A 20,126-nucleotide genomic window follows, 5' to 3' on the forward strand; every position below is an offset into this window, starting at 1 on the left:
TTGTATCAGAATGTTTCTTTTTTGTCGGGGTCCACTTTCATGCCCCCGTGGAGAGCCGCCTTGGCCAGCGCGTGACTGGCCGTGGGACTGGTAATCAGAAGAAACAGTAGAATCAGCAACAATTTGAAGGCTGCAATGCCCCAACCGGCCAGCAACATCAGCCCCAGCAGAATCAGTCCCGAGGCTAGGGTTTCAGTGACGCCCGCAGCATGCATACGGCAAAAAATATCGGGGAAACGCAGTAGGCCCACCCCGCCCGACACAACCAGGAAAATACCCACGGCCAGTAGGGGTACACTCAGCCACTCAGCCAATACCGCCATCATGGCTTGGCACCTTTCTGCCTGCTACCGCTGTATTCGAAATAGCGGAGAACACCGATCACACTAATAAAATTGATCAGGGCATAAACCAGGGCAATATCCAGGAAATCCGGCCTGCCAAACAGGAAGCCCACCACGGCAATCAATAACACTGTTTTAGTACCAAAGACATTGACTGCCAGTATCCGGTCATAAATGGTGGGGCCCAGCATGGCACGCACTAGCGCCATCACCATGACCACCAACAGGGCCACTGCAGCTGCGGCTAGCATCTACTCCTCCAGCCTCGCTACCCGACGGTTCATCTCTCCCTGTTCCAGTTCCTGAATCCCCGCCTCAGTCAGGGCATGTACCACCACACTGCCATCATCCATATCCATAGCCACAGTGCCCGGCGTTAATGTAATGGAATTGGCGTAAATCACTCTTCCCATATCCGTGGATTGACTTAATGGCAGACGGGCGACACTGGGGCTGATAGACCCGTTGCCCCGCCAGATATGGCCCACCACGGCCACGTTGCTGCTGACCACCTTGGCAGTCAACCAACCAAGATAGCCGAAGATCCCCCACCCCAGATTCAAGGGTTGTGACTCATGGTCGACCAAATTCATACGTTGGGCGACCCACATAACAAAAAGACAGGCAAGCACCCCGATTGCCAGCAGCAAAGGCGTGTAATGACCGGAATTTCCCAACCAGAGCAACGCCAGAAGAAAAAACAGACTTAAACTGTGTTTCATGACAGCCACCCTGAACCCAATACTGATGGCATGAGCAATGCACCCGCCCCCATTTGAAATACCGTCCTCAGGGACAGGTAAAGTGTTTCCTTAATGCGCTCGACAACAATTCTGCCGCCGGGGCATTGGCCCCGATTGAGGCCTTTTCCTGTTCAAGTTTTTTTACAACATCACTGACCGAGAGGCCTGCAGGCAAACAGTATGGACTGCGATACATCGCACCATCCTGCATCATTTGCCCCCTGGCACGGGTTTTAAGCGCCCGCTGCTGGAAGGATTCATCTGCCTGCTGTTCCAGTGTCAGATCGGCAATAGCGTCCAGATACCCTCGGATGTAGCCATGGCAGATCTGTTTCGCTTCTGCAGCCGTTTGATGAGCGGCATTTTTGCAGGACGACAGCAACATCTCGGCCGACACGGCTTCCGCCGCATGCCCCTTGTATATCAACAGGCCTGTCAGAATAAGAGCGACACAACCACGCGCAGTTATGGTTTTCAGTACAGTCAGCACAGGATCACCACTTGTTATAGTTTTAAAGTTACTTTCTCACCCTAGCCACAGAAAAGTATGACAAAAATGTAAAAAAGTGTTTCACCACATCCCTGTTGTGTACGGCCTGGTTTTCTGGTGTAAGGTATCAAAAGCCCCTGCTGTAATTGACAATAACGACAACGGATACAGTCAGCTCAAGCAATGAACACAAACAGTCTCTCGGCCTCACCCAACATCCTGATCGTCGACGATAACGAGGATATACGGGAACTGGTTTCCAAGTTATTGATGTCCGAAGGATACGGAGCAACCGTCGCAGCCGACGGGGATGACATGATGGCCCACCTGGCTGAACACAAGCCTGACCTGATATTGCTGGATGTGATGTTACCCAAGCGCGATGGCTTCGAATTGTGCCGACAGCTTCGTATGGATCCGGACATGCCGCCCATCATCATGCTGACCGCCAAGGATGGAGAAATTGATCGGGTGGTGGGTCTTGAGCTTGGCGCGGACGACTATATCGTCAAGCCATTCGGGGGGCGTGAATTGATCGCAAGAATCAAGGCTGTACTGCGCCGCACACGCAGTGAGCCTGCCCAGGCTGCCAATACCCTCCATTTTGCCAGCTGGCGCTTTGTACCAGCACATATGGAAATCTACGACGAACAATCCATCGCAACGCCACTATCGACCAGTGAAACAGCCCTACTGCTCGCATTTGTTCAGAATCCTGGCGTGCCGCTATCCCGTGATCGACTACTGGATCTGACAAAAGGGCGCAATAGCGCACCTTTTGACCGCAGCATCGACATCCATGTCAGCCGCCTGCGGCGCAAACTTGGAGATAATGGAAAAAACCCGGAAATCATCAAAACGGCCTGGGGCACTGGCTATATCTTTACCTGCACTGTTGAGAAGTCGTGATCCATTTTCTCTCGCTTTCACTCAAAGCCCGAGCCATGCTAATTCTGTGTGCTGTCTTTATGCTTTTTCAAGCTGCCACCCTCTGGTTGTATGAGCAGAACCGGGAACGCAACATTTTGCTAACCGAGGCTACAGATATGGCCGACCGCATCGTCGGTATTGTCAATCTGGCCAACAGTTTTCCCCAACCAGATCGGGAAGAGATTCTGGCCGCTGCTGAAACACAGTTTCTGGCAACGTTTCCCAGTGTGGTCTCTATCGATCAGGCCGCCTGCCAGGAAAACGAGTTTTCACAACTTATGTCCGAGCGTATCAACCTGTCCTTTCGGGACATTCCCGGACTCGATGCACAACTCTGCGTGCGCAGCCTTGAGCTGCCACAATTTGCCCTGAAAGAGCTCCACACCCGAGGCTTTGACGTACTGATCTTTGTGAACTTCCCAGACAGTGAAGAAATCATTTTTCATGCCGTTCTGCCCGAGGGAGGTTCGCTGCTGACCGACAGAATGCTGCCCTATTTTCTGCTGGTCGCACTGCTAGCCTTATTGCTGGCCTGGTTCCTCATCAACAAGGCCACTGCACCACTGGAACGCCTGGCCAAGGCCGCCGATACCATTGGCGTCAACCTTGACAGCCCACCCATGGATGAAAAAGGCCCCCCGGAAGTGGCCCGCGCCGCCCACGCTTTCAATCGTATGCAAAATCGTCTGTCACGGTTGGTGCACGGCCAAACTGAGATGCTGGCCGCCATTTCACACGACCTTCGTTCAGCGGCGACTCGCCTGCAACTGCGCGCAGAAATGCTCAGTAACGACCAGGAGCGCAATGGGTTGATGCGAGTAGTCAGCGACATGAAACAGATGATTGAATCTGTGCTGGCCTACGTCCGTGGTTATGAATCCAATGAGCCCGTCAGGATGATCAATATCACAGCCCTGATAGAAAGCCTCTGTGACGATCTCCGCGACGAGGGCTTTCAAATCAGCGACGAAAGTTGCTGCGGACCGGTCTCCATGCTTTGCCGGGCCAGTGTGTTGCGCAGGGGACTGCAAAATGTCATCGACAATTCCATTAAGTACACGGGGTCAGCGCATCTGGAATTGAAGTGCGAGGACGAGTACTTCGTGGTTTCCATCACCGATTCGGGCCCGGGTATTCCCGAGGATCAAATCCAGGCCGTGGTGCAGCCATTCTATCGTCTGGAACAATCCCGCAACCCGGGGACAGGGGGTGTCGGACTGGGGCTATCAATTACACAGAACATTATTACCAGCATGGGGGGCATGCTGACACTCTCCAATCGTAAAACCGGCGGATTACAAGTAGACATCCGCCTGCCATTACAGTCCGGTTAGGAAAAATAGCCCCGGTGCAGCCGGGTTACCTGTCTTCATGTCAACTCAGCCTGTTTCCGATTGGACCTGAGCGCCTGGCTATATAACAATGGAACCATGAACAGCGATAAGCAGTTGATCGTCATTTCCGACTTGGATGGCACCTTACTGGATCACCACAGCTACCAGTTTGATGCGGCACAACCCGCCCTTGCCCTGCTGGCAGACCACCAAATTCCCCTAATTCTCAACAGCAGCAAAACCGCCGCCGAGATCATTGCCATCAGGAAAACCCTACACAATCACCAGCCTTTTATTGCGGAAAATGGTGGAGGCGTCTATTTGCCGGAAGGTCCCGATTACCGGCTTATTCCCATGGGCAAACCGCGGCAAGACTTTCTGCCTCTGCTAGCCAAGCTCCGGCAAGAAATGAATCTGGCCTTTACCGGTTTCAGCGATATGGATATTGAACAACTTCAGGCCTGTACTGGGTTGTCCGAGCAGGCGTGTGTCCGGGCGCAGCAACGGGACTTTACAGAACCCCTGTTGTGGGAAGATACAGAAACCGCCCTGCAACAGTTTACCGAAGCGCTGGGACAGCATGAACTGCAGGTTGTTCGCGGCGGTCGCTTTGTGCATGTTTCGGGTCACACCGACAAGGGTAAGGCAATACAGTGGTTGCGGAATTACTTTCTGGAACAGCTGGGGCAACCCGTTGAAATCATTGCCCTTGGCGACAGCGACAATGACCTGCAAATGCTGGCCATGGCAGAACACCCTTTCATGATCCGCTCCCCGGTACATTCACCACCGGCCGCAGAAATAGATCAGTTGAAAATCAGTGAACGTTTCGGACCAGCGGGTTGGAACGAATGTATCTGTAACTTTTTTGAAGAACACCGAATGATATAAAAGGCGATAAACGATTATGGGCGATTTTTACCAGAACGGCGTAGTGACCACCCTCCACAACCTTTCCCACCGCAGTATTGATGACATTGAAGCAGAGCTCCTCAAATTTTCTCGAACCAGGCCCATGGCACTGGTGCTGCCCTGTCTTTATTCGGAGCTGGAGGGGCCTGCGCTTTCCAACATCGTCGATGAACTGGCCAAGGTGCCCTACCTGTCTGAAATTGTGATCGGGCTGGATCGCGCCGACGAAAGTCAGTACAGGCATGCACTGGAATTTTTCTCCCGCTTGCCACAGCCACATAAAGTGTTATGGAACGACGGCCCCAGGCTGCAGGCCATCGACGCCCAACTCCAGGGGGAAAACCTGGAGCCATCAGAACTGGGCAAAGGCCGCAATGTCTGGTTCTGCCTGGGTTACGTGATGGCATCTGGCAAGTTCAAATCGGTCGCACTTCACGACTGCGATATTCTTACCTACAACCGCGAACTGCTGGCACGACTGATCTACCCGGTTGCCAACCCCAATTTCAACTACCAGTTCTGCAAGGGCTATTACTCAAGAATCGCCAACGGCACCATTAATGGCCGGGTCTGTCGGCTACTGGTCACCCCCTTGTTGCGGGCACTGAAAAAAGTATTTGGTGGCGATGAATTTATCGAGTACCTGGACAGCTTCCGCTACCCGCTGGCCGGGGAGTTCTCGCTGCGGACCGATGTCATCAACGATATCCGCATACCCAGTGACTGGGGGCTGGAAGTGGGAATACTGTCGGAAATGAAACGCAACTATTCCACCAACCGCATCTGCCAGGTGGACATTGCCGACCACTACGATCACAAGCATCAGGATCTGTCTGCCGCAGATGCCAGCAGCGGCCTGTCAAAAATGTCCATCGACATCAGCAAGGCCATGTATCGCAAGCTGGCAACCAACGGCGTGGTGTTCTCGGTGGAAACTTTCCGCACTATCAAGGCCACCTATTACCGCATCGCCCTGGATCTGATCGAAACCTTCCACAATGACGCTGTTATGAATGGCCTGAGCCTTGATATTCATGCCGAGGAGTTGGCAGTAGAACTGTTTGCAGAGAACATCATGAAAGCAGGACTGCATTTCCTGGAAAACCCCATGGAAACACCGTTCATACCCAGCTGGACTCGTGTCTGCAGCGCCCTGCCAGATCTGCCCGAAGATTTCGTGCGCGAGGTATCCCTGGATATGGAAGAGTTCAGCAAGAGGTAAATGCGAGTATGAATCCACCGGGGAGTTACACCGAGCTGCATGGCCGGGTGGTTAACCATCTCGACCAGGTCTACGACCACCTGGACAATAACGATCTGGCCCATCAGTTACTTTCTGCCATGGGCCTGGATGAACACATTGAGATGCCGGAGCCCCACAAGAGCTACTGGGATGAAAGCGATATCGCCGTCATCACCTACGGCAACAGTCTGATCAGGGAAGGTGAAAAACCGTTGCAAACCCTGCACCGATTTCTCTCCGAACAACTGAGTGACTGCATCAGTATTGTTCATATCCTGCCGTTTTTTCCCTACAGTTCCGACGACGGTTTTGCCGTGATGGAATATACCCAGGTTGGGGATCTATTTGGCGAGTGGAGCGATATTCAGCGGATATCAAACGGCTTCAAACTGATGTCTGACCTGGTGATCAACCACTGTTCCGCCAGAAGTCGCTGGTTTGAACAACTGCGGCAAGGGGAAGCACCGGGCAAGGACTATTTTATCAGCGTGTCCCCTGAGCTGGATCTTTCCGAAGTGGTTCGCCCCCGTACCAGCCCGCTGTTGAGAGAGGTCCATACACCGGAGGGAACAGAACATATCTGGTGCACCTTCAGCCACGACCAGCCCGACCTGAATTTTGCCAACACTGAAGTGCTGCTGGAATTCACCCGTATTATCCGGCTTTACCTCGATTTCGGGGTGAAGATTTTCCGACTGGATGCCATCGCCTTTCTGTGGAAGGAGTTGGGCACCAGCTGCATCAACCTGCCGCAGACCCATGAAATTGTCCGCCTACTGAGAACACTGATCGAGCACCATTCACCGGATGCCATCATCATTACCGAGACCAATATTCCGGTGCGGGAGAACCTGACCTATTTCGGTAACGCCAACGAAGCCCACATGATCTACAACTTTTCGTTACCACCTCTGCTGCTGCATACCCTCGTCAGCGGTAACTGCCAGTACCTGAAAACCTGGATCATGAGCATGCCCCAGGCCATCCCCGGCACGGCGTACCTGAATTTTATTGCCTCCCACGATGGCATCGGCTTAAGGCCGGCCGAAGGTCTACTGGAAGACAGTGAAATCGATGAGCTGATCAGTGCCATGGAAGACTTTGGTGGATATATTTCCTGGCGGGCCCTGGCAAATAACGTCAACCGACCCTATGAAATCAACATCAGTCTGTTTGACGCCCTAAAGGGAACGCTCACCCACGGACCCGACCAGTGGCAGGAGCAACGTTTTATCTGTGCTCACGCCATTATGCTTGCTCTGGAAGGCATACCGGCTTTCTATATTCACAGCTTGCTGGCCACCGGTAACGACTACGAAAAACTAAAAAACACTAATAACAACCGGGCGATCAATCGCCACAACTGGGAAGCGGACGAATTGCTCGAACTGCTTTCTACAGACAGTCATCACACCCGGATTTACCAGTCATTGAAACGGCTGATCGCTATTCGCCGCAAACAACCTGCCTTCCACCCCAATGCTCAGCAGACTGTGTTGCACCTGGGTGATGGGATTTTTGCTTTCTGGCGGGAAAACCACGACGCACAACAGAGTATTTACTCAATCAGCAATATCACTGACCAACCCATGGACATTATCGTTACCGACATCAATCTCACTCCGAGCGGACACTGGCGTGACCTGATCAGTGGGCTGGAAATTGACAGCGGCGATACAGAGGCAAGATTTCTACTACAGCCCTATCAGACCATCTGGCTCGTTGCACTGTTATAGCGTTGTGCCATCCGGCATAGTAGCCAAGGCCTCTGCCAGCGTGGGGAAAACCCGACAGTGCACACCGTCCGGGCTAAAACCTGCCCTGGAAAGGGTTTTCATCGGCTGAAATTGCAGATCCGCCAAGTACACCACAGTGCCTTCTGCCCGACAGCTCTCCAGAAATTTATACAATTCTGCAACACCACCTGAATCGAGAATCGATACACCGTCGAGATATAACACCACGCCCTCGCGATCAGTACACTGCTGTGCCAATTCGGCAAACAGGCGCTCGGCCGCCGCAAAGAATAACGGGCCATTTATTTTCAAAACCGACCAGCTCTCAGGAATTGCTCGATCCACCACTTTGCTATTGCGGCTTATATCAGTCACTTTGGTCATCTCCGCGATCTCTTTCATGAACAGCAGAGATGCCAGCACGATCCCCGTGGATATCGCAATCACCATGTCGAACAACACTGTCAGGGAGAAACACACCAGAAACACGGCAATATCACTGCGCGGCGCCGTTTTCAGCAAGTGCACAATACGGGGCGCCTCACTCATCTTCCAAGCCACCACCACCAGCAAAGCCGCCATACTGGCCATGGGCAGATAGGCCAACAGCGGTGCCAGAAAGAGCAATGCCGATAATACGACCAGGGCATGGATCACTGCTGCAATCGGTGTTTTCGCCCCCGCACGCAAGTTGGCAGCAGAGCGTGCAATGGCTGCGGTTGCGGTAATACCGCCGAAAAAAGGCGCGACGATGTTGCCAAGACCTTGCCCCAGCAACTCGCTGTTCGCGCTGTGTTTTGTCCCGGTAGCGCGGTCCAGCACCACCGCACACAGTAGGGACTCAATTGCCCCCAACATGGCAATGGCAAATCCTGCTGTGAGCAGATCCTGAGCCACGCGCCAATCCCATTTCAAGACCGATTCACCGGGCTGATTGCGCAACCAGGGCCACTGGAAATCCGGCAATGCCGCTGGAATGCCCTGGCCGACAACACCATCCGCCAGCACATAATGAAACGTGGAGCCAATAGTGGCGATTTCTGCACCCTGAGCGCTGGGCAAATAAGCCGCCGTTCCCCCGACCACTACCGCCGGCAAATGCGGCGGCACCTGGGTTTTCAGGCGAGGCCAGAGCAACATGACTGCCAGCGTCAGCGATCCCACCACAACGGCCCAGGACGAGAATTCCGATGCAGCGCGAAACAACGCCACAACCTTGTCGGTAAAGTGAGAGGGCATAACAATGCCCTGCAGTCCTAACAAATCCTTTAACTGCAGGGTGGCAATGACTACCGCAATCCCCCCAGTAAAACCCAGAGTCACTGACTCGGGGATATATTCGATATAGCGTCCCAGGCGCAACAAGGCCATAATCACCATCATGCAGCCAGCAAGGACCGTGGCCACCAACAGCCCGGACAATCCATACCGCTGTGCGACAGGATAAAGAATGACCACAAATGCTGCCGTGGGGCCGGAAACACTGTAACGGGAACCGCCGGCCAAGGGGATAAGCAGGCCAGCTATAATGGCAGTGTAGAGACCGTACTGAGGGGCAACCCCACTGGCAATGGCCAATGCCATCGCCAAGGGAATCGCGATGATACCCACAGTGATGCCAGCCATGGCATCACTGAGCAAGCGGTTTTTTGTGTAAGTTTCAGTCGCCAGCGCAGTGCGCAAGCCATGACCAAGCTTAAGGGAAAACAGGTGTGCTCGATGAGCCATTTTGATTACGCTGCTTGGATGAAATTAAGGGTTGAGATTAACACGCAGACAAATTACGATCACACCCTGTCAGAAGAATGTTAACTTAATTAACATACAGAATAATGATACCGGTGGATCACACCTATGGAAAACCGTACAGCCCGATTGACGTTACTGATCGATCCGAAGAAGAAAGCAACCTTTGAAAGGCTTTGCTCGAAAGAGGATGTTACACCTTCCCAGAAGGTTCGTCAGCTCATCCGTGAATACATTGAGCATAATGTAGGCCCCAACTGGCGTGAAGAAGTGTTTGGGCCGGAGGACGAAGAGAACGAAGAAACCCCGGAATAACGACCTGCCGGGGATTACTCGATTTCTTCGGTAAACGGGGCTCCGGTCATATCAATCACAATTTCCTTTTTACACGTCAAGATCGTCACCTGGTTTTCATTGGTCCAGTCGATACTCACCAGGTCATCCATCAGTTCATCATCCATCGCATCTGCCTGATTACTCTCCGCGTACGCTGTCACCTCGGGAAACACGATACGCAGCGACGGTTCTTCATCAGATGGATCATCCAGGCACTCAATAAACAGCATCCGAACATCGATATCGTAAACCAGATTAAAGATGTACGGGGAGCAATCGCCTAACAGTTCCGAGAACAGTGACATAGGATTTTCCATCCAAATTTGCAGAGTCGCTATCGTACTCTATTTTTTGCACAACTACTGAATTGGTGAAAATAATTGTGCAAGCTTCACCGTCGCCCTGAACAGCAGGCTGCGCTGCTCCAGTTCAGAGGCACTCAATTCCTCGCAACAAAGAAAGTCGTTTTCCAGCATCTGTTCAACCTGCCCCGCAAAAACCTTGTCTCTGATCATGACGGTGATTTCAAAATTTAATTGGAAGGAGCGGTTGTCAAAATTGGCTGTACCCACATACGCACGATCATCATCTACCAACACAACCTTCTGGTGTAAAAAACCCTCACGATACTGGTAAGCCTTTACGCCAGAAAACCGCAGGCTCATAAGCACCGCATAGGACGATAACTGCACCACGCGGTTGTCCGTTATGCCGGGCAGCATCACTTTCACATCTACCCCCCGGAGCACAGCCAGTTTGAGGGCCTTGATGATAGATTCATCAGGCACGAAATAAGGGCTGACAATCCACAGGCGCTGATTGGCGCTGTTAATCGCATGCAGGAACATCAGTTGGCAGGACTCCTGGAGATCAGCAGGCCCGGTGGGTAACACTAATACCCGTTTGTCACCATCAACCCCGGCCGGGTGCCAGTTCATTGCCGGCACATCCCCGGTGGCCCAGTGCCAATCTTCCATAAAAGACAGTTGAACGCCCTGCACTGCAGGACCTTCCAGTTTCAGGTGTGTATCGCGCCAGGGAGATAGGTGGCGATGGGCATTGCAATACTCATCACCAATATTCGCGCCCCCCACATAGGCTTCATGTCCATCCACCACAACGATCTTGCGATGATTGCGAAAATTGACCTGAAAGCGGCGTCGCCGGAACCAACGCCAGGTGTGGAATGACTGAATATCAATGCCGGATTTGCGACATTGCCGCAAAAAACGGCGGGTAAGACTAAAACTGCCGATGGCATCGTACAGAAAATAAACCCTGACTCCCTGCTGTGCCTTTTTAGCTAGCCGCTCGAGAAGTTTTCTACCCAGCTGATCATCTCGAACAATATAAAATTGCACCAGAATGTAATTTTCCGCCCGGTCGATAGCAGCAAAAATTTCACTGAAAATGCGGTCTCCGTTAATCAGCAGACTCACTTGATTTCCCTGGGTAAATGGCATCAGGGCCAGCTTTTCCAGCAGTTGCATACCCGCGGGCAATTCACCTGGCAAACTGAAGTGCTGGGTCATTTCTGCCAAAAGTCGTTGGGCGATACGCTGGATCTCCAGATCTCCCTTGCGCCGCGCTTCAACGTAGCCATAAAAGCGCCGTTGCCCGAACAACAGATATATGGGCACCACCAGTGGAGGCAGGAAGACCAGGCCTAGTGCCCAGGCGATTGCCCCCTGGGAAGTTCGAGATTTAAAAATAGATTCAAGCGCAAAGATAATGCCGATGATCTCCATCAGCACATACAGCAACAACCAGAACTCCGATAACTGCTCCAGACCAGAGGAAAGTCTCTGCACTGCGTCCAGGTACCAGTGATTCACTGGCTAGAGTTCCTTTGTGGGCGGGTGGCGTTCTTCCAATGTACCTAGGCTCGCGCCACACCATTTGCAATGAATTGCATCGCGGTCATGGCCGGCCTTGACACAATTAGGACAGGGATAGAGGGACTTCTCGCGCTGTATTTCGTTGGCAAGTTCTGCGGTGATAATCCCGGTGGGAATGGCAATTATGGAGTAACCGGTCAGCATCGCCAGGGTTGAGATTAACTGGCCGATTACGGTATGCGGCGTAATATCTCCATAGCCCACGGTGGTAATCGTCACAATGGTCCAGTAAATACTGATGGGGATGCTGCTAAAACCGTTGTCAGGGCCCTCCACGACATACATCAGACAGCCGAACAACGTACTAAGTACCAGTACTGCACTGAAGAACACAAAAATCTTACGCCTTGCCTGGTGTAGAGAACGCATCAACACATCGGCTTCGGACAGGTAACGCACCAACTTCAGTACCCGGAAAATGCGCAACACCCTCACCAGACGAATAATCATCAGGTAATGGGCACCAGTAATCATCAACGCCAGATAGGACGGGATAATAGAGACCAGATCAATGATGCCGTAGAAACTAAACAGGTATTTCGGCCTGTTGGGGGAACAGAATATACGCAGTGCGTATTCAATGGTGAAAAGCCCGGTAAAAAACCATTCAATCACGAAAAAGGTGGTGGAATACCGGCTATTCAAGGCATCTACAGTGGTCAGAATAACCGCCAGCACACTGATCAAAATGGCATAGATTAGAAAAATATCAAAACGCTGCCCCAGGGGTGTATCTGTGCCAAAAATGATCTGGTAAAGCTTTTCACGCAGTTGTTGATAATTCATTGGTGCGATCCATCTCCCTGATTATGTTCGATTATAGATGGCCGAAAACCCCGTGAAGCCCATGCTAATAAAACCAACGCTATTTGAGTAGTAAAACAGGCTCCACTACCTAAAGGAAGGCTCAACCTCAAACCTTGATTTGTATCAGTCAGATGGTTCTGCCTGCTTGGGTGCTATCTCCCGATTATGCTAGCATTGCATACCCGCCACTGACCGGATTTATCATCCTGATATGCTTAGATATTCTGCCCTGCAAGAAACAACTCTGAAAAACGACCCTTACCCTTACCTGGTACTAACGGACGCTTTCGAAGAAGGGACGTTGCAGAAGGTCTTGTCAGATTTTCCGGTGATACAGCACCCCGGCAGCATACCCGTCGCGGAAGTCGAGAGTGGCCCTGGTTTCGAGGCACTGATCAACGAGCTCAACAGCGATCAGTTCAGGTCTGCCATTGAAGCCAAATTTGATGTGGATTTATCCGACTCACCCACCATGTTCACAGTGAGAGGTGTCATGCGTAAGAAAGATGGCCGCATTCACACCGACTCCAAAACCAAAATCATTACCGTACTGTTTTACTTTAATGAAGATTGGGCCAATGAAGGCGGCTATTTGCGCGTTTTGCGCAACGGGACCGATATCGAAGATTACGTTGAGGAAATTGCCCCAAAGGCTGGCACCATGATGGCATTTAAGGTGACAGACAACTGTTGGCACGGTCATAAGCCAGTGGTGGGCGAACGCCGCTCTATCCAGATGAATTATCTTGTGAGTAAAGCCGCATTGGGAAAACATAATTTCTTTCATGGCTTGAGCGCCAAGCTGAAAAAAATCTTTTCATAACCACCAGTATCGTTACTCCGGGTTATGCAATGCTTCCCACACCACAACACCCGACAGATGAAGCGCCTTAACACCTACAGCTTTCAGTATGGCAAGCTGAACACAGTTGATCATTGATGCAAGTACTCATCGTAAAATTAAGCTCCATGGGCGACCTCGTGCAGGCACTGCCCGCCCTCACCGATGCCCAGCGGGCAATCCCCGGCATTCAATTTGACTGGGCAGTGGATGAAGCCTTTGCCGAAATTCCCACCTGGCACCCCACGGTTCGCAACACCATAAAAACAGCTCACAGACGCTGGCGTAAAAACCTCTTCAATTTCTTTTTTGGTGGCGAGTTAACCCGCTTTACCAGAGAATTGCGACAGGTCGAGTACGACATCGTTATCGATGCCCAGAGCAACCTAAAAAGTTCTTTGGTGACCTGGCTGACCAGAGGCTTGAAGTGTGGCCCGGACAGATCTTCCGTGCGGGAGTTCGGCGCACAATTTGCCTACAATCAGACCTATGCCATCGCCAAAAACCAGTTGGCGATTGATCGCTGGCGACAGCTCTTTTCCCAGGTTCTGGGTTATGAATTGCCAGACACCAAGCCGGACTTTCTGTTGACTGGCGATGGAGCGAAATATGCCGAGTGGCCATCACCGAGCGTTGAACTGCCCAATCGGCCCTACCTGGTCTTTGTTCACAACGCCAGTTGGGACAATAAATGCTGGATCAATGAGCACTGGCGCCAATTAATCGAACTGGCCGCTTCAGAAGGGTTTGATGTCCTTCTTCCCTGGGGCGCAGAGTGGGAACGCCAACAAGCCGAACTTCTGGCTGAGGGTTTTGATCACGCCACCGTCTTACCACGTCTACCGCTAACCGATATCGCCTCGGTGTTGTCACACTCGTCTGGTGCCATTTGTGTCGATACCGGACTGGCTCATATAGCCGCAGCTCTGGAAGTACCTATGGTGACCCTCTACGGGCCCACAGATGCCGCGTTGATCGGTGCCTACGGCAAACACTCAGTGCATCTCTCCGCTCAGGGATTTGAGTGCACACCCTGCTACAAGCGCTCCTGTACCTATCAGCACTACAAAGGTCCGGAGGCCCAGTGTCTAAAAACATTTACAGCGCAAAAAGTCTGGCGTGAATGGCTGAAAGTTAAAGAAAATCTTTAGTGTTATCTATCTGTGAAAAGTGCTCTAGCTCCGTCTCTATCGGAACACAGCAACACTCTCAGGAATGACACCAAGTATTTTTTCTCCCATACTGAAAACTAGGCTTAAAAGCACCTCGGGGGAAAAAGCCATGAAATCAATATCATGGGGCATATTGTTCTTCATTGCGGCCATGTCATCAGCGCATGCAGCCGTGACTATCACCATCGTCGAAGATAGCGGTAATGTGGTAGCGACTGCCGAGGGAACCCTGAACCTCGACGCTCTCACATCCAGCGGTTCATCAACTCTCAATCCAGCTGCTGGAGTCATCTCCGGTGAAAAGCTTTCTCCTACCAGTACAGGAGAAATCTTTTTTGGGGGCGCGTCACCCGTGACCCATTGGCAAATCGAAGCGAACGAACCCGCGTTTAGTACATCATATAGACAGATAACACCTATTGCTTCTGGCACTGTCATCGGGGTGAGGACTGACACCAGGGATGGGCAGGATCGTCTATATACCCGAACGGACTATGATTCAGAAGCACCCATATCTGCAACGGCAACCTGGGAAGCTAAAACCTTCGCGGATATGGAGCTAATTCCCGGTATTTATGTTTATTCCTGGGGCGAGGGAAGCACCGCAGATTCACTCACAATAAAAATTGGCGTCATAACCTTTCCCCCCGAACCGGAAGTGCCCCCCTATGCTGAGACCGCAGGCCATGCGGATACGGCCACTTTGGCTGAACACGCAGACACCGCTACTTATTCTGAGACCGCAGGCCATGCAGAAACTGCCGCACAAGCAGATGTCGCTGACCAGCTGTCAATTACCTGTAACGCCGGACAAATACTTGCCTACGATAATGGCAACTGGATCTGCACTAACGAGGCACCCTACGCTGGGTCAGCGGGAAGTGCAGGTGAAGCCGAGACTGCTCTTGAAGCACTCAGCCTGGCCGACAGCATCTGCACTGATGGACAAATTCTGGCAAAAGAGTCCGGAACATGGGTATGCGCCGATATTAAAGCAAAAGACAAATCCCGGTCGGCAGACGTTGCGAAAGAGGCAGAGGTTGCCAAATCACTTAGCCCTGAGACCTGTATGGATGGCGATGTATTGCTGAAAGAATCTGGGGAATGGCAGTGCACCAACCTGTCTCAGGCGACTGGTTCCGGTATACCTTTCTTCAGCAAAGGCATTGCTATTCGCCCCAACCACACCAATAGTCTTGGATTGCAGTTATTCAACCAGCCCAACGAGAGTTCTGATTGCTGCTACACAGATATCCGGAAATCTAACGTAATTTTGCCGAGGGGTGGCGTATTGTCCAGCCTGACTGTTCGACCTATCGGCCCCCCGATAGATCACACTGAAGTCGAAGTTGTGCTGTGGGTAAACAATTCTCGAACCAGTCTATCTGTACAACACATAGCAGACTCAGATGGAAATGTTGCCACCTATAACGACAGTGAGCGTGTAGAAGTGTCTCCAGGTGATCTGCTATCAGTTGGCTTAGTTGAAGAGGGCAGAGCATGTGGGTTCGTATTTGGTTCAGTGCAGGGTAATTTTGCACGGTTTGAATTTCTTGAGTCAGGCCTTCCAGACATCAAAGACCATATAGCCGATAACGTGTTACCGCTGTTGATACCCTATGATGAACGTAAACGCGATCCAGCAGAATGGGCCCAAGATTGGTTTATAGAAGATGCTGAAGATCAGCTTCGGGGGTTGTATGACCAACTGCAAGCGGAAAAGGATGAGTACTTTTACTGTGGAGAATACAGTATCAGTTTTATTCTGGAGTAAGTATTTATCTGTACTTTTTCCAAAGTTTTCTAGTAAGGAAGAGCATAAAAAAAGCCACCCAAAGGGTGGCTTTTTAAATAATGGCGGACCGGACGGGACTGACTCGCACCCTACGGTTCCTCGGGGCAAACCCCGCCGTTGTTCCTGCGGCGCCCTGATTTGCTCCGCAAATCGGTCGACCCGCTTCGCGGGTTCTCGTCCCGGCAAAGCTTTTTCCATAAAAAAACCGCCCAGATTGGGCGGTTTTTCTAAATAATGGCGGACCGGACGGGACTCGAACCCGCGACCTCCGGCGTGACAGGCCGGCATTCTAACCAGCTGAACTACCGGTCCGCGAAACCTTTCTATAAATTGGTGGGTGGTACAGGGGTCGAACCTGTGACCTACGGCTTGTAAGGCCGTCGCTCTCCCAACTGAGCTAACCACCCCTCGAAAGAGACGCGCATTCTACCGAATTATCGGTCTGTGTCAAACATTTCAGGGTGCGATTTGCTATACAGTCCGGGACTGGCAAATTAACATAGGCACCCTGCTATTCAGACCGGAAAAATCATGGAAATTTTCAAGGAATTCACCTTTGAAGCTGCTCATCTTTTACCCAATGTCCCGGAGGGACATAAATGTGGCCGCTTGCATGGTCATTCCTACCATGTACGACTCTATCTCAGCGGTGAGGTTGGCGAAGACACCGGCTGGGTGATGGATTTCGGAGAGCTGAAAGATTATTTCAAACCACTCTATGACCGCCTCGACCATCGCTACCTGAACGAGATCGCCGGGCTGGAAAACCCCACCAGCGAAAATATTGCCCGCTGGATCTGGCATGAACTGAAACCCTCAATGCCCCTGCTGAGCCAGGTGGAAATTCGGGAAACCTGTACTTCCGGTTGTATTTACCGAGGTGACTAACGTCCGTGGCGCCTTCCGGTTACCGACGTCTATTTATCGCCTTGCCGGTACCGGAGGAGACCAGCAAACAGCTGACCCCATACTGCGTCTCTCTTCCCCATGCCCACTGGATTCCCACGACAAACCGCCATCTCACATTGACATTTCTCGGCCACCACACAGAAGACCAAACCCACAGGGCCATTGAGGTCATCGACAGGATCGACGCCACTGTATTTGAAATAACACTGCATTCAATGCAGCGTTTTCCAGATGACCGGGGACAACATATCGTGGCATTACCGACCGACTGCATGCCTCTGAAACAATTGCATCACCTGGTGGCTAGCGCACTCACGACTCGGGGGTTTGCGTTGATGCAGCGGGATTTCAGGCCACATATCACTCTGGGCAAAATTCACCGGGGAAATTGGTCTTCAGTCGCTATTTCTCCAGCCATCGTAATGGTAGTTAAATCAGTGGCATTATTTGAAACTGTGTTTGTTGACGGAGGCGTCACTTATCACTCCCTGGCAACGCAGCCCTTGCGTTAAGCTTCAGACTCCCCGTTGCCGAGAATCTCTGAAAGCGCAAGGCTCAACTCGGGAAAACGAAAGTGGTAACCCGATTCCAGCAGTTTTCTCGGGACGGCTCGCTGGCCAGTTAACAACAACTCACTGGCCATCTCCCCAAACAGTATTTTTGCCACCAGCGCCGGCATTGGAAAAATGACAGGACGATGTAATGCCTTGCCCAATGCCCGGGTAAATTGCTGGTTGGTCACCGGGTTGGGTGACACGGCATTCACACTACCGTGTAGATCACGGCGTTTCAGGCAGTGAAAAATAATCGCCACCTCGTCATTGATATGCACCCAGGGCATCCACTGTGTACCGGAACCCAACCGTCCACCCAACCCCAACCGGAAAGGGGGTAGCATCCGCGCGAGTGCCCCTTCACCCGCCCCCAATACGATGCCTGTGCGCAGGTAACAAACCCGGGTACCCAGCAATTCAAACCGGGAGGCGCTGTGCTCCCAGGCCGAGCACAGTCGATGGGAGAAACTATCGGTATGTTTTCCAGACTCATCTAGCACCTTGTCCCGATGGGGGCCGTAATAACCCACCGCAGAACCGCTCACCATCACTTCAGGCGGTGTTTCAACTTGCTTGAAATAATCGTAGAGCTGATCAGTAATGCCAACGCGGCTGTCCAAAAAGGCTTGTTTGCGGGCTGCATTCCAGCGACCGGCGACCAAGGGCTCACCAGCCAGGTTAACGATGAAATTGATCGGTTGGTCCTGGGGAATATCTGACAGGTCTCTGATGACAGTGACAGTCGGCAAGCTCGAGCGGGCTTTATCCGGGTTTCGGCTCAGTACGATAACCCTGAGACCTTTCTTAACGGCAGCACGGCAGAAGTGAGTGCCGATAAAGCCACTTCCGCCGGTAACCAAAACAGTTTTGTCTTGCATGACATATCTCCCAATACGAATTTGAACTGCCGTCCTTGACAGTCTAGTCAATACGCTAAGGGCCGATACGTTATTCGCTGCCGATCAGATCCAGTAACTCGCGGGTTTTTTGCTGCATCAACTGCGAGTCGGTTGCCTCAACATTCAGCCTCACCACCGGTTCCGTGTTGCTGCTACGCAGGTTAAAGCGCCAATCTGCAAAGGCCATACTGAGACCATCCAGCTCATCCACCTGAACCGCCTGATCAGAGAAGCGGGCTTTAAGAGATGCCATCAGCCGAGCAGCATCATCAACACTGCGGTTAATCTCCCCGGAACAGGGATATTCAGACATTCTATGGGCAACCATCTGGGAGAGGGGCTGTCCGCTTGTGGACAACAGTTCTGCAACCAACAACCAGGGAATCATGCCGCTGTCGCAGTAGAAAAAATCTCGGAAATAGTGATGGGCGCTCATTTCTCCACCATAAACCGCATTCTTTTCGCGCATGGTCTGCTTGATAAAGGCATGGCCACACTTGGTCTCAATCGCATCGCCGGAAAACTCCCGGCAGATGGACTGGGTATTCCAGATCAGCCGAGGGTCATGAATAATTTTCTCACCGGGGTGCTTGCGCAGAAAGGCTTCGGCCAGCAACCCGACAATGTAATACCCCTCAATGAACGCACCGGTTTCATCAAACAGAAAACAGCGATCAAAATCCCCGTCCCAGGCCAGCCCGAGATCAGCGCCAGAAGATTTCACCATGTCACCGGTGTGGTGCCGACACTCATCCAGCAGCGGGTTAGGAATGCCATTAGGAAAGGTGCCATCGGGCTCATGGTTGACCTTTATCAACTCAAAGGGCAAATGGTTTTCCAGTGCATCCAGCACTGGCCCGGCAGCGCCATTGCCCGCATTGACAACAATTTTCAGGGGCCGTAATTGTTGCGTATTCACGTAACCCAACAAGTGCTCGATATAGTCATCAGAACAGCTGATACGCCGGTAGCTTCCCTTTTTGTCCAGGGGTGTCGGCGGGAATTCACCATCCTCGGCCAATGCTTGTATGTCCTTGAGCCCAGTATCGGCACTAATGGGACGAGCACCTTCCCGAACCAGCTTCATACCGTTGTAATCGATGGGGTTATGGCTGGCAGTGACCATAATGCCACCGGATACGTTGAGGTGAGCGGTCGCAAAATAGATTTCTTCCGTGCCGCAAAGGCCGATATCCAACACATCGACCCCTTCGTCTCGAAGGCCATTGGCAAGGGCACTTTTCAATGCCGGACTTGATGTCCGAATATCTCCACCCACCACTACAGTCTCGGGTTGAAGCCAGCGGGCATAGGCCCTACCAATGCGATAAACCGTTTCCGTCGAGAGCTCGTCCTCAAGCTTGCCCCGAATATCATAGGCTTTAAAACAACTGATTTTCATAACATCCAAATGTGCAAAACCCGCGGTTCTGCGCG

General features: G+C 51.9%; 21 protein-coding genes and 2 tRNA genes. 11 read left to right on the top strand and 12 right to left on the bottom strand.

The genetic code is table 11. The features are described from left to right. Positions 1-5: 5 nt before the first annotated feature. The 4 genes from mnhG to Q8A57_RS01700 all read right to left on the bottom strand — a co-directional run bounded on the left by mnhG (position 6) and on the right by Q8A57_RS01700 (position 1,577). The gene (gene mnhG, locus Q8A57_RS01685) at positions 6-326 is read right to left on the bottom strand and encodes a monovalent cation/H(+) antiporter subunit G (protein ID WP_305169188.1); all 321 of its coding nucleotides are present in this window, start codon (positions 324-326) and stop codon (positions 6-8) included. Continuing rightward, a complete protein-coding gene (locus tag Q8A57_RS01690) occupies positions 323-595 on the bottom strand; it encodes a monovalent cation/H+ antiporter complex subunit F (protein ID WP_305169189.1) in 273 nt (90 codons plus the stop codon). Before Q8A57_RS01690 ends, mnhG begins: the two co-directional genes overlap by 4 nt. After that, on the bottom strand, positions 596-1,066 hold the full coding sequence (locus tag Q8A57_RS01695; RefSeq protein WP_305169190.1) for a Na+/H+ antiporter subunit E: 471 nt from the start codon (positions 1,064-1,066) through the stop codon (positions 596-598). It abuts the gene before it with no gap. A 67-nt stretch (positions 1,067-1,133) separates the two neighbouring features. Then, positions 1,134-1,577: a Rap1a/Tai family immunity protein gene (locus tag Q8A57_RS01700; protein ID WP_305169191.1), complete on the bottom strand. Its 444-nt coding sequence runs from the start codon at positions 1,575-1,577 to the stop codon at positions 1,134-1,136. A 183-nt stretch (positions 1,578-1,760) separates the two neighbouring features. On the opposite strand from Q8A57_RS01700, the gene Q8A57_RS01705 reads away from it, so the two are divergent. From Q8A57_RS01705 to Q8A57_RS01725, 5 genes are all read left to right on the top strand, one after another. Next, a complete protein-coding gene (locus Q8A57_RS01705; RefSeq protein ID WP_305169192.1) occupies positions 1,761-2,486 on the top strand; it encodes a response regulator in 726 nt (241 codons plus the stop codon). 506 nt (positions 2,487-2,992) lie between these two features. Beyond that, complete coding sequence (locus Q8A57_RS01710) at positions 2,993-3,841, top strand: ATP-binding protein (protein ID WP_439651640.1); 849 nt, start codon at positions 2,993-2,995, stop codon at positions 3,839-3,841. A gap of 96 nt (positions 3,842-3,937) precedes the next feature. After that, a complete protein-coding gene (locus tag Q8A57_RS01715; RefSeq protein WP_305169194.1) occupies positions 3,938-4,732 on the top strand; it encodes an HAD-IIB family hydrolase in 795 nt (264 codons plus the stop codon). 16 nt (positions 4,733-4,748) lie between these two features. Next, positions 4,749-5,975, top strand: coding sequence for a glycosyltransferase family protein (locus Q8A57_RS01720; protein ID WP_305169195.1), 1,227 nt, complete (start codon positions 4,749-4,751; stop codon positions 5,973-5,975). 8 nt (positions 5,976-5,983) lie between these two features. Next, the gene (locus Q8A57_RS01725) at positions 5,984-7,732 is read left to right on the top strand and encodes a sugar phosphorylase (RefSeq protein ID WP_305169196.1); all 1,749 of its coding nucleotides are present in this window, start codon (positions 5,984-5,986) and stop codon (positions 7,730-7,732) included. Here Q8A57_RS01725 and dauA read toward each other — a convergent pair. Continuing rightward, positions 7,727-9,460, bottom strand: a complete 1,734-nt coding sequence (gene dauA / locus Q8A57_RS01730) for a C4-dicarboxylic acid transporter DauA (RefSeq protein ID WP_305169197.1) — start codon at positions 9,458-9,460, stop codon at positions 7,727-7,729. The two genes, Q8A57_RS01725 and dauA, sit on opposite strands and share 6 nt — an antisense overlap. Before the next feature lie 126 nt (positions 9,461-9,586). Between dauA and Q8A57_RS01735 the strand changes: the two genes are divergently transcribed. Next, positions 9,587-9,793, top strand: a complete 207-nt coding sequence (locus tag Q8A57_RS01735) for a CopG family transcriptional regulator (RefSeq protein ID WP_305169198.1) — start codon at positions 9,587-9,589, stop codon at positions 9,791-9,793. A gap of 14 nt (positions 9,794-9,807) precedes the next feature. Here Q8A57_RS01735 and Q8A57_RS01740 read toward each other — a convergent pair whose 3' ends face one another. Genes Q8A57_RS01740 through Q8A57_RS01750 form a run of 3 tightly spaced genes read right to left on the bottom strand, consistent with a single transcriptional unit; the run spans position 9,808 to position 12,498 of the window. Next, positions 9,808-10,119, bottom strand: a complete 312-nt coding sequence (locus Q8A57_RS01740; RefSeq protein ID WP_305169199.1) for a hypothetical protein — start codon at positions 10,117-10,119, stop codon at positions 9,808-9,810. Between the two features lie 54 nt (positions 10,120-10,173). Further along, positions 10,174-11,649 carry a cardiolipin synthase gene (cls, locus tag Q8A57_RS01745; protein ID WP_305169200.1) on the bottom strand — a complete coding sequence of 492 codons (1,476 nt, stop codon included), beginning with the start codon at positions 11,647-11,649 and terminating at the stop codon, positions 10,174-10,176. 3 nt (positions 11,650-11,652) lie between these two features. Beyond that, entirely contained in the window at positions 11,653-12,498 is an 846-nt protein-coding gene (locus Q8A57_RS01750) for an ion transporter (protein ID WP_305169201.1), read from the bottom strand. Positions 12,499-12,730: 232 nt separating this feature from the next. Between Q8A57_RS01750 and Q8A57_RS01755 the strand changes: the two genes are divergently transcribed. The 3 genes from Q8A57_RS01755 to Q8A57_RS01765 all read left to right on the top strand — a co-directional run bounded on the left by Q8A57_RS01755 (position 12,731) and on the right by Q8A57_RS01765 (position 16,306). Then, the gene (locus Q8A57_RS01755) at positions 12,731-13,342 is read left to right on the top strand and encodes a 2OG-Fe(II) oxygenase (protein ID WP_305169202.1); all 612 of its coding nucleotides are present in this window, start codon (positions 12,731-12,733) and stop codon (positions 13,340-13,342) included. A 116-nt stretch (positions 13,343-13,458) separates the two neighbouring features. Then, positions 13,459-14,511 carry a lipopolysaccharide heptosyltransferase I gene (waaC, locus tag Q8A57_RS01760; RefSeq protein WP_305169203.1) on the top strand — a complete coding sequence of 351 codons (1,053 nt, stop codon included), beginning with the start codon at positions 13,459-13,461 and terminating at the stop codon, positions 14,509-14,511. Between the two features lie 130 nt (positions 14,512-14,641). Then, complete coding sequence (locus Q8A57_RS01765; protein WP_305169204.1) at positions 14,642-16,306, top strand: hypothetical protein; 1,665 nt, start codon at positions 14,642-14,644, stop codon at positions 16,304-16,306. 256 nt (positions 16,307-16,562) lie between these two features. On the opposite strand, the gene Q8A57_RS01770 is transcribed toward Q8A57_RS01765, so the two are convergent. Together Q8A57_RS01770 and Q8A57_RS01775 are read right to left on the bottom strand one after the other, a co-directional pair. Further along, a tRNA-Asp gene (locus Q8A57_RS01770) sits at positions 16,563-16,639 on the bottom strand. 19 nt (positions 16,640-16,658) lie between these two features. Continuing rightward, positions 16,659-16,734: transfer RNA gene (locus tag Q8A57_RS01775), tRNA-Val, on the bottom strand. Between the two features lie 124 nt (positions 16,735-16,858). Between Q8A57_RS01775 and queD the strand changes: the two genes are divergently transcribed. Beyond that, complete coding sequence (gene queD, locus Q8A57_RS01780; protein WP_305169205.1) at positions 16,859-17,215, top strand: 6-carboxytetrahydropterin synthase QueD; 357 nt, start codon at positions 16,859-16,861, stop codon at positions 17,213-17,215. A gap of 5 nt (positions 17,216-17,220) precedes the next feature. After that, positions 17,221-17,748: an RNA 2',3'-cyclic phosphodiesterase gene (gene thpR / locus Q8A57_RS01785; protein WP_305169206.1), complete on the top strand. Its 528-nt coding sequence runs from the start codon at positions 17,221-17,223 to the stop codon at positions 17,746-17,748. Here thpR and Q8A57_RS01790 read toward each other — a convergent pair. Both Q8A57_RS01790 and Q8A57_RS01795 read right to left on the bottom strand, forming a co-directional pair. Then, on the bottom strand, positions 17,745-18,668 hold the full coding sequence (locus tag Q8A57_RS01790; RefSeq protein ID WP_305169207.1) for a TIGR01777 family oxidoreductase: 924 nt from the start codon (positions 18,666-18,668) through the stop codon (positions 17,745-17,747). The genes thpR and Q8A57_RS01790 overlap by 4 nt on opposite strands. Before the next feature lie 70 nt (positions 18,669-18,738). After that, complete coding sequence (locus Q8A57_RS01795; protein WP_305169208.1) at positions 18,739-20,091, bottom strand: phosphohexomutase domain-containing protein; 1,353 nt, start codon at positions 20,089-20,091, stop codon at positions 18,739-18,741. Positions 20,092-20,126 lie beyond the last annotated feature (35 nt).

Source organism: Porticoccus litoralis (genome assembly GCF_030676955.1).
Classification (GTDB): Bacteria; Pseudomonadota; Gammaproteobacteria; order Pseudomonadales; family Porticoccaceae; genus Porticoccus; species Porticoccus litoralis.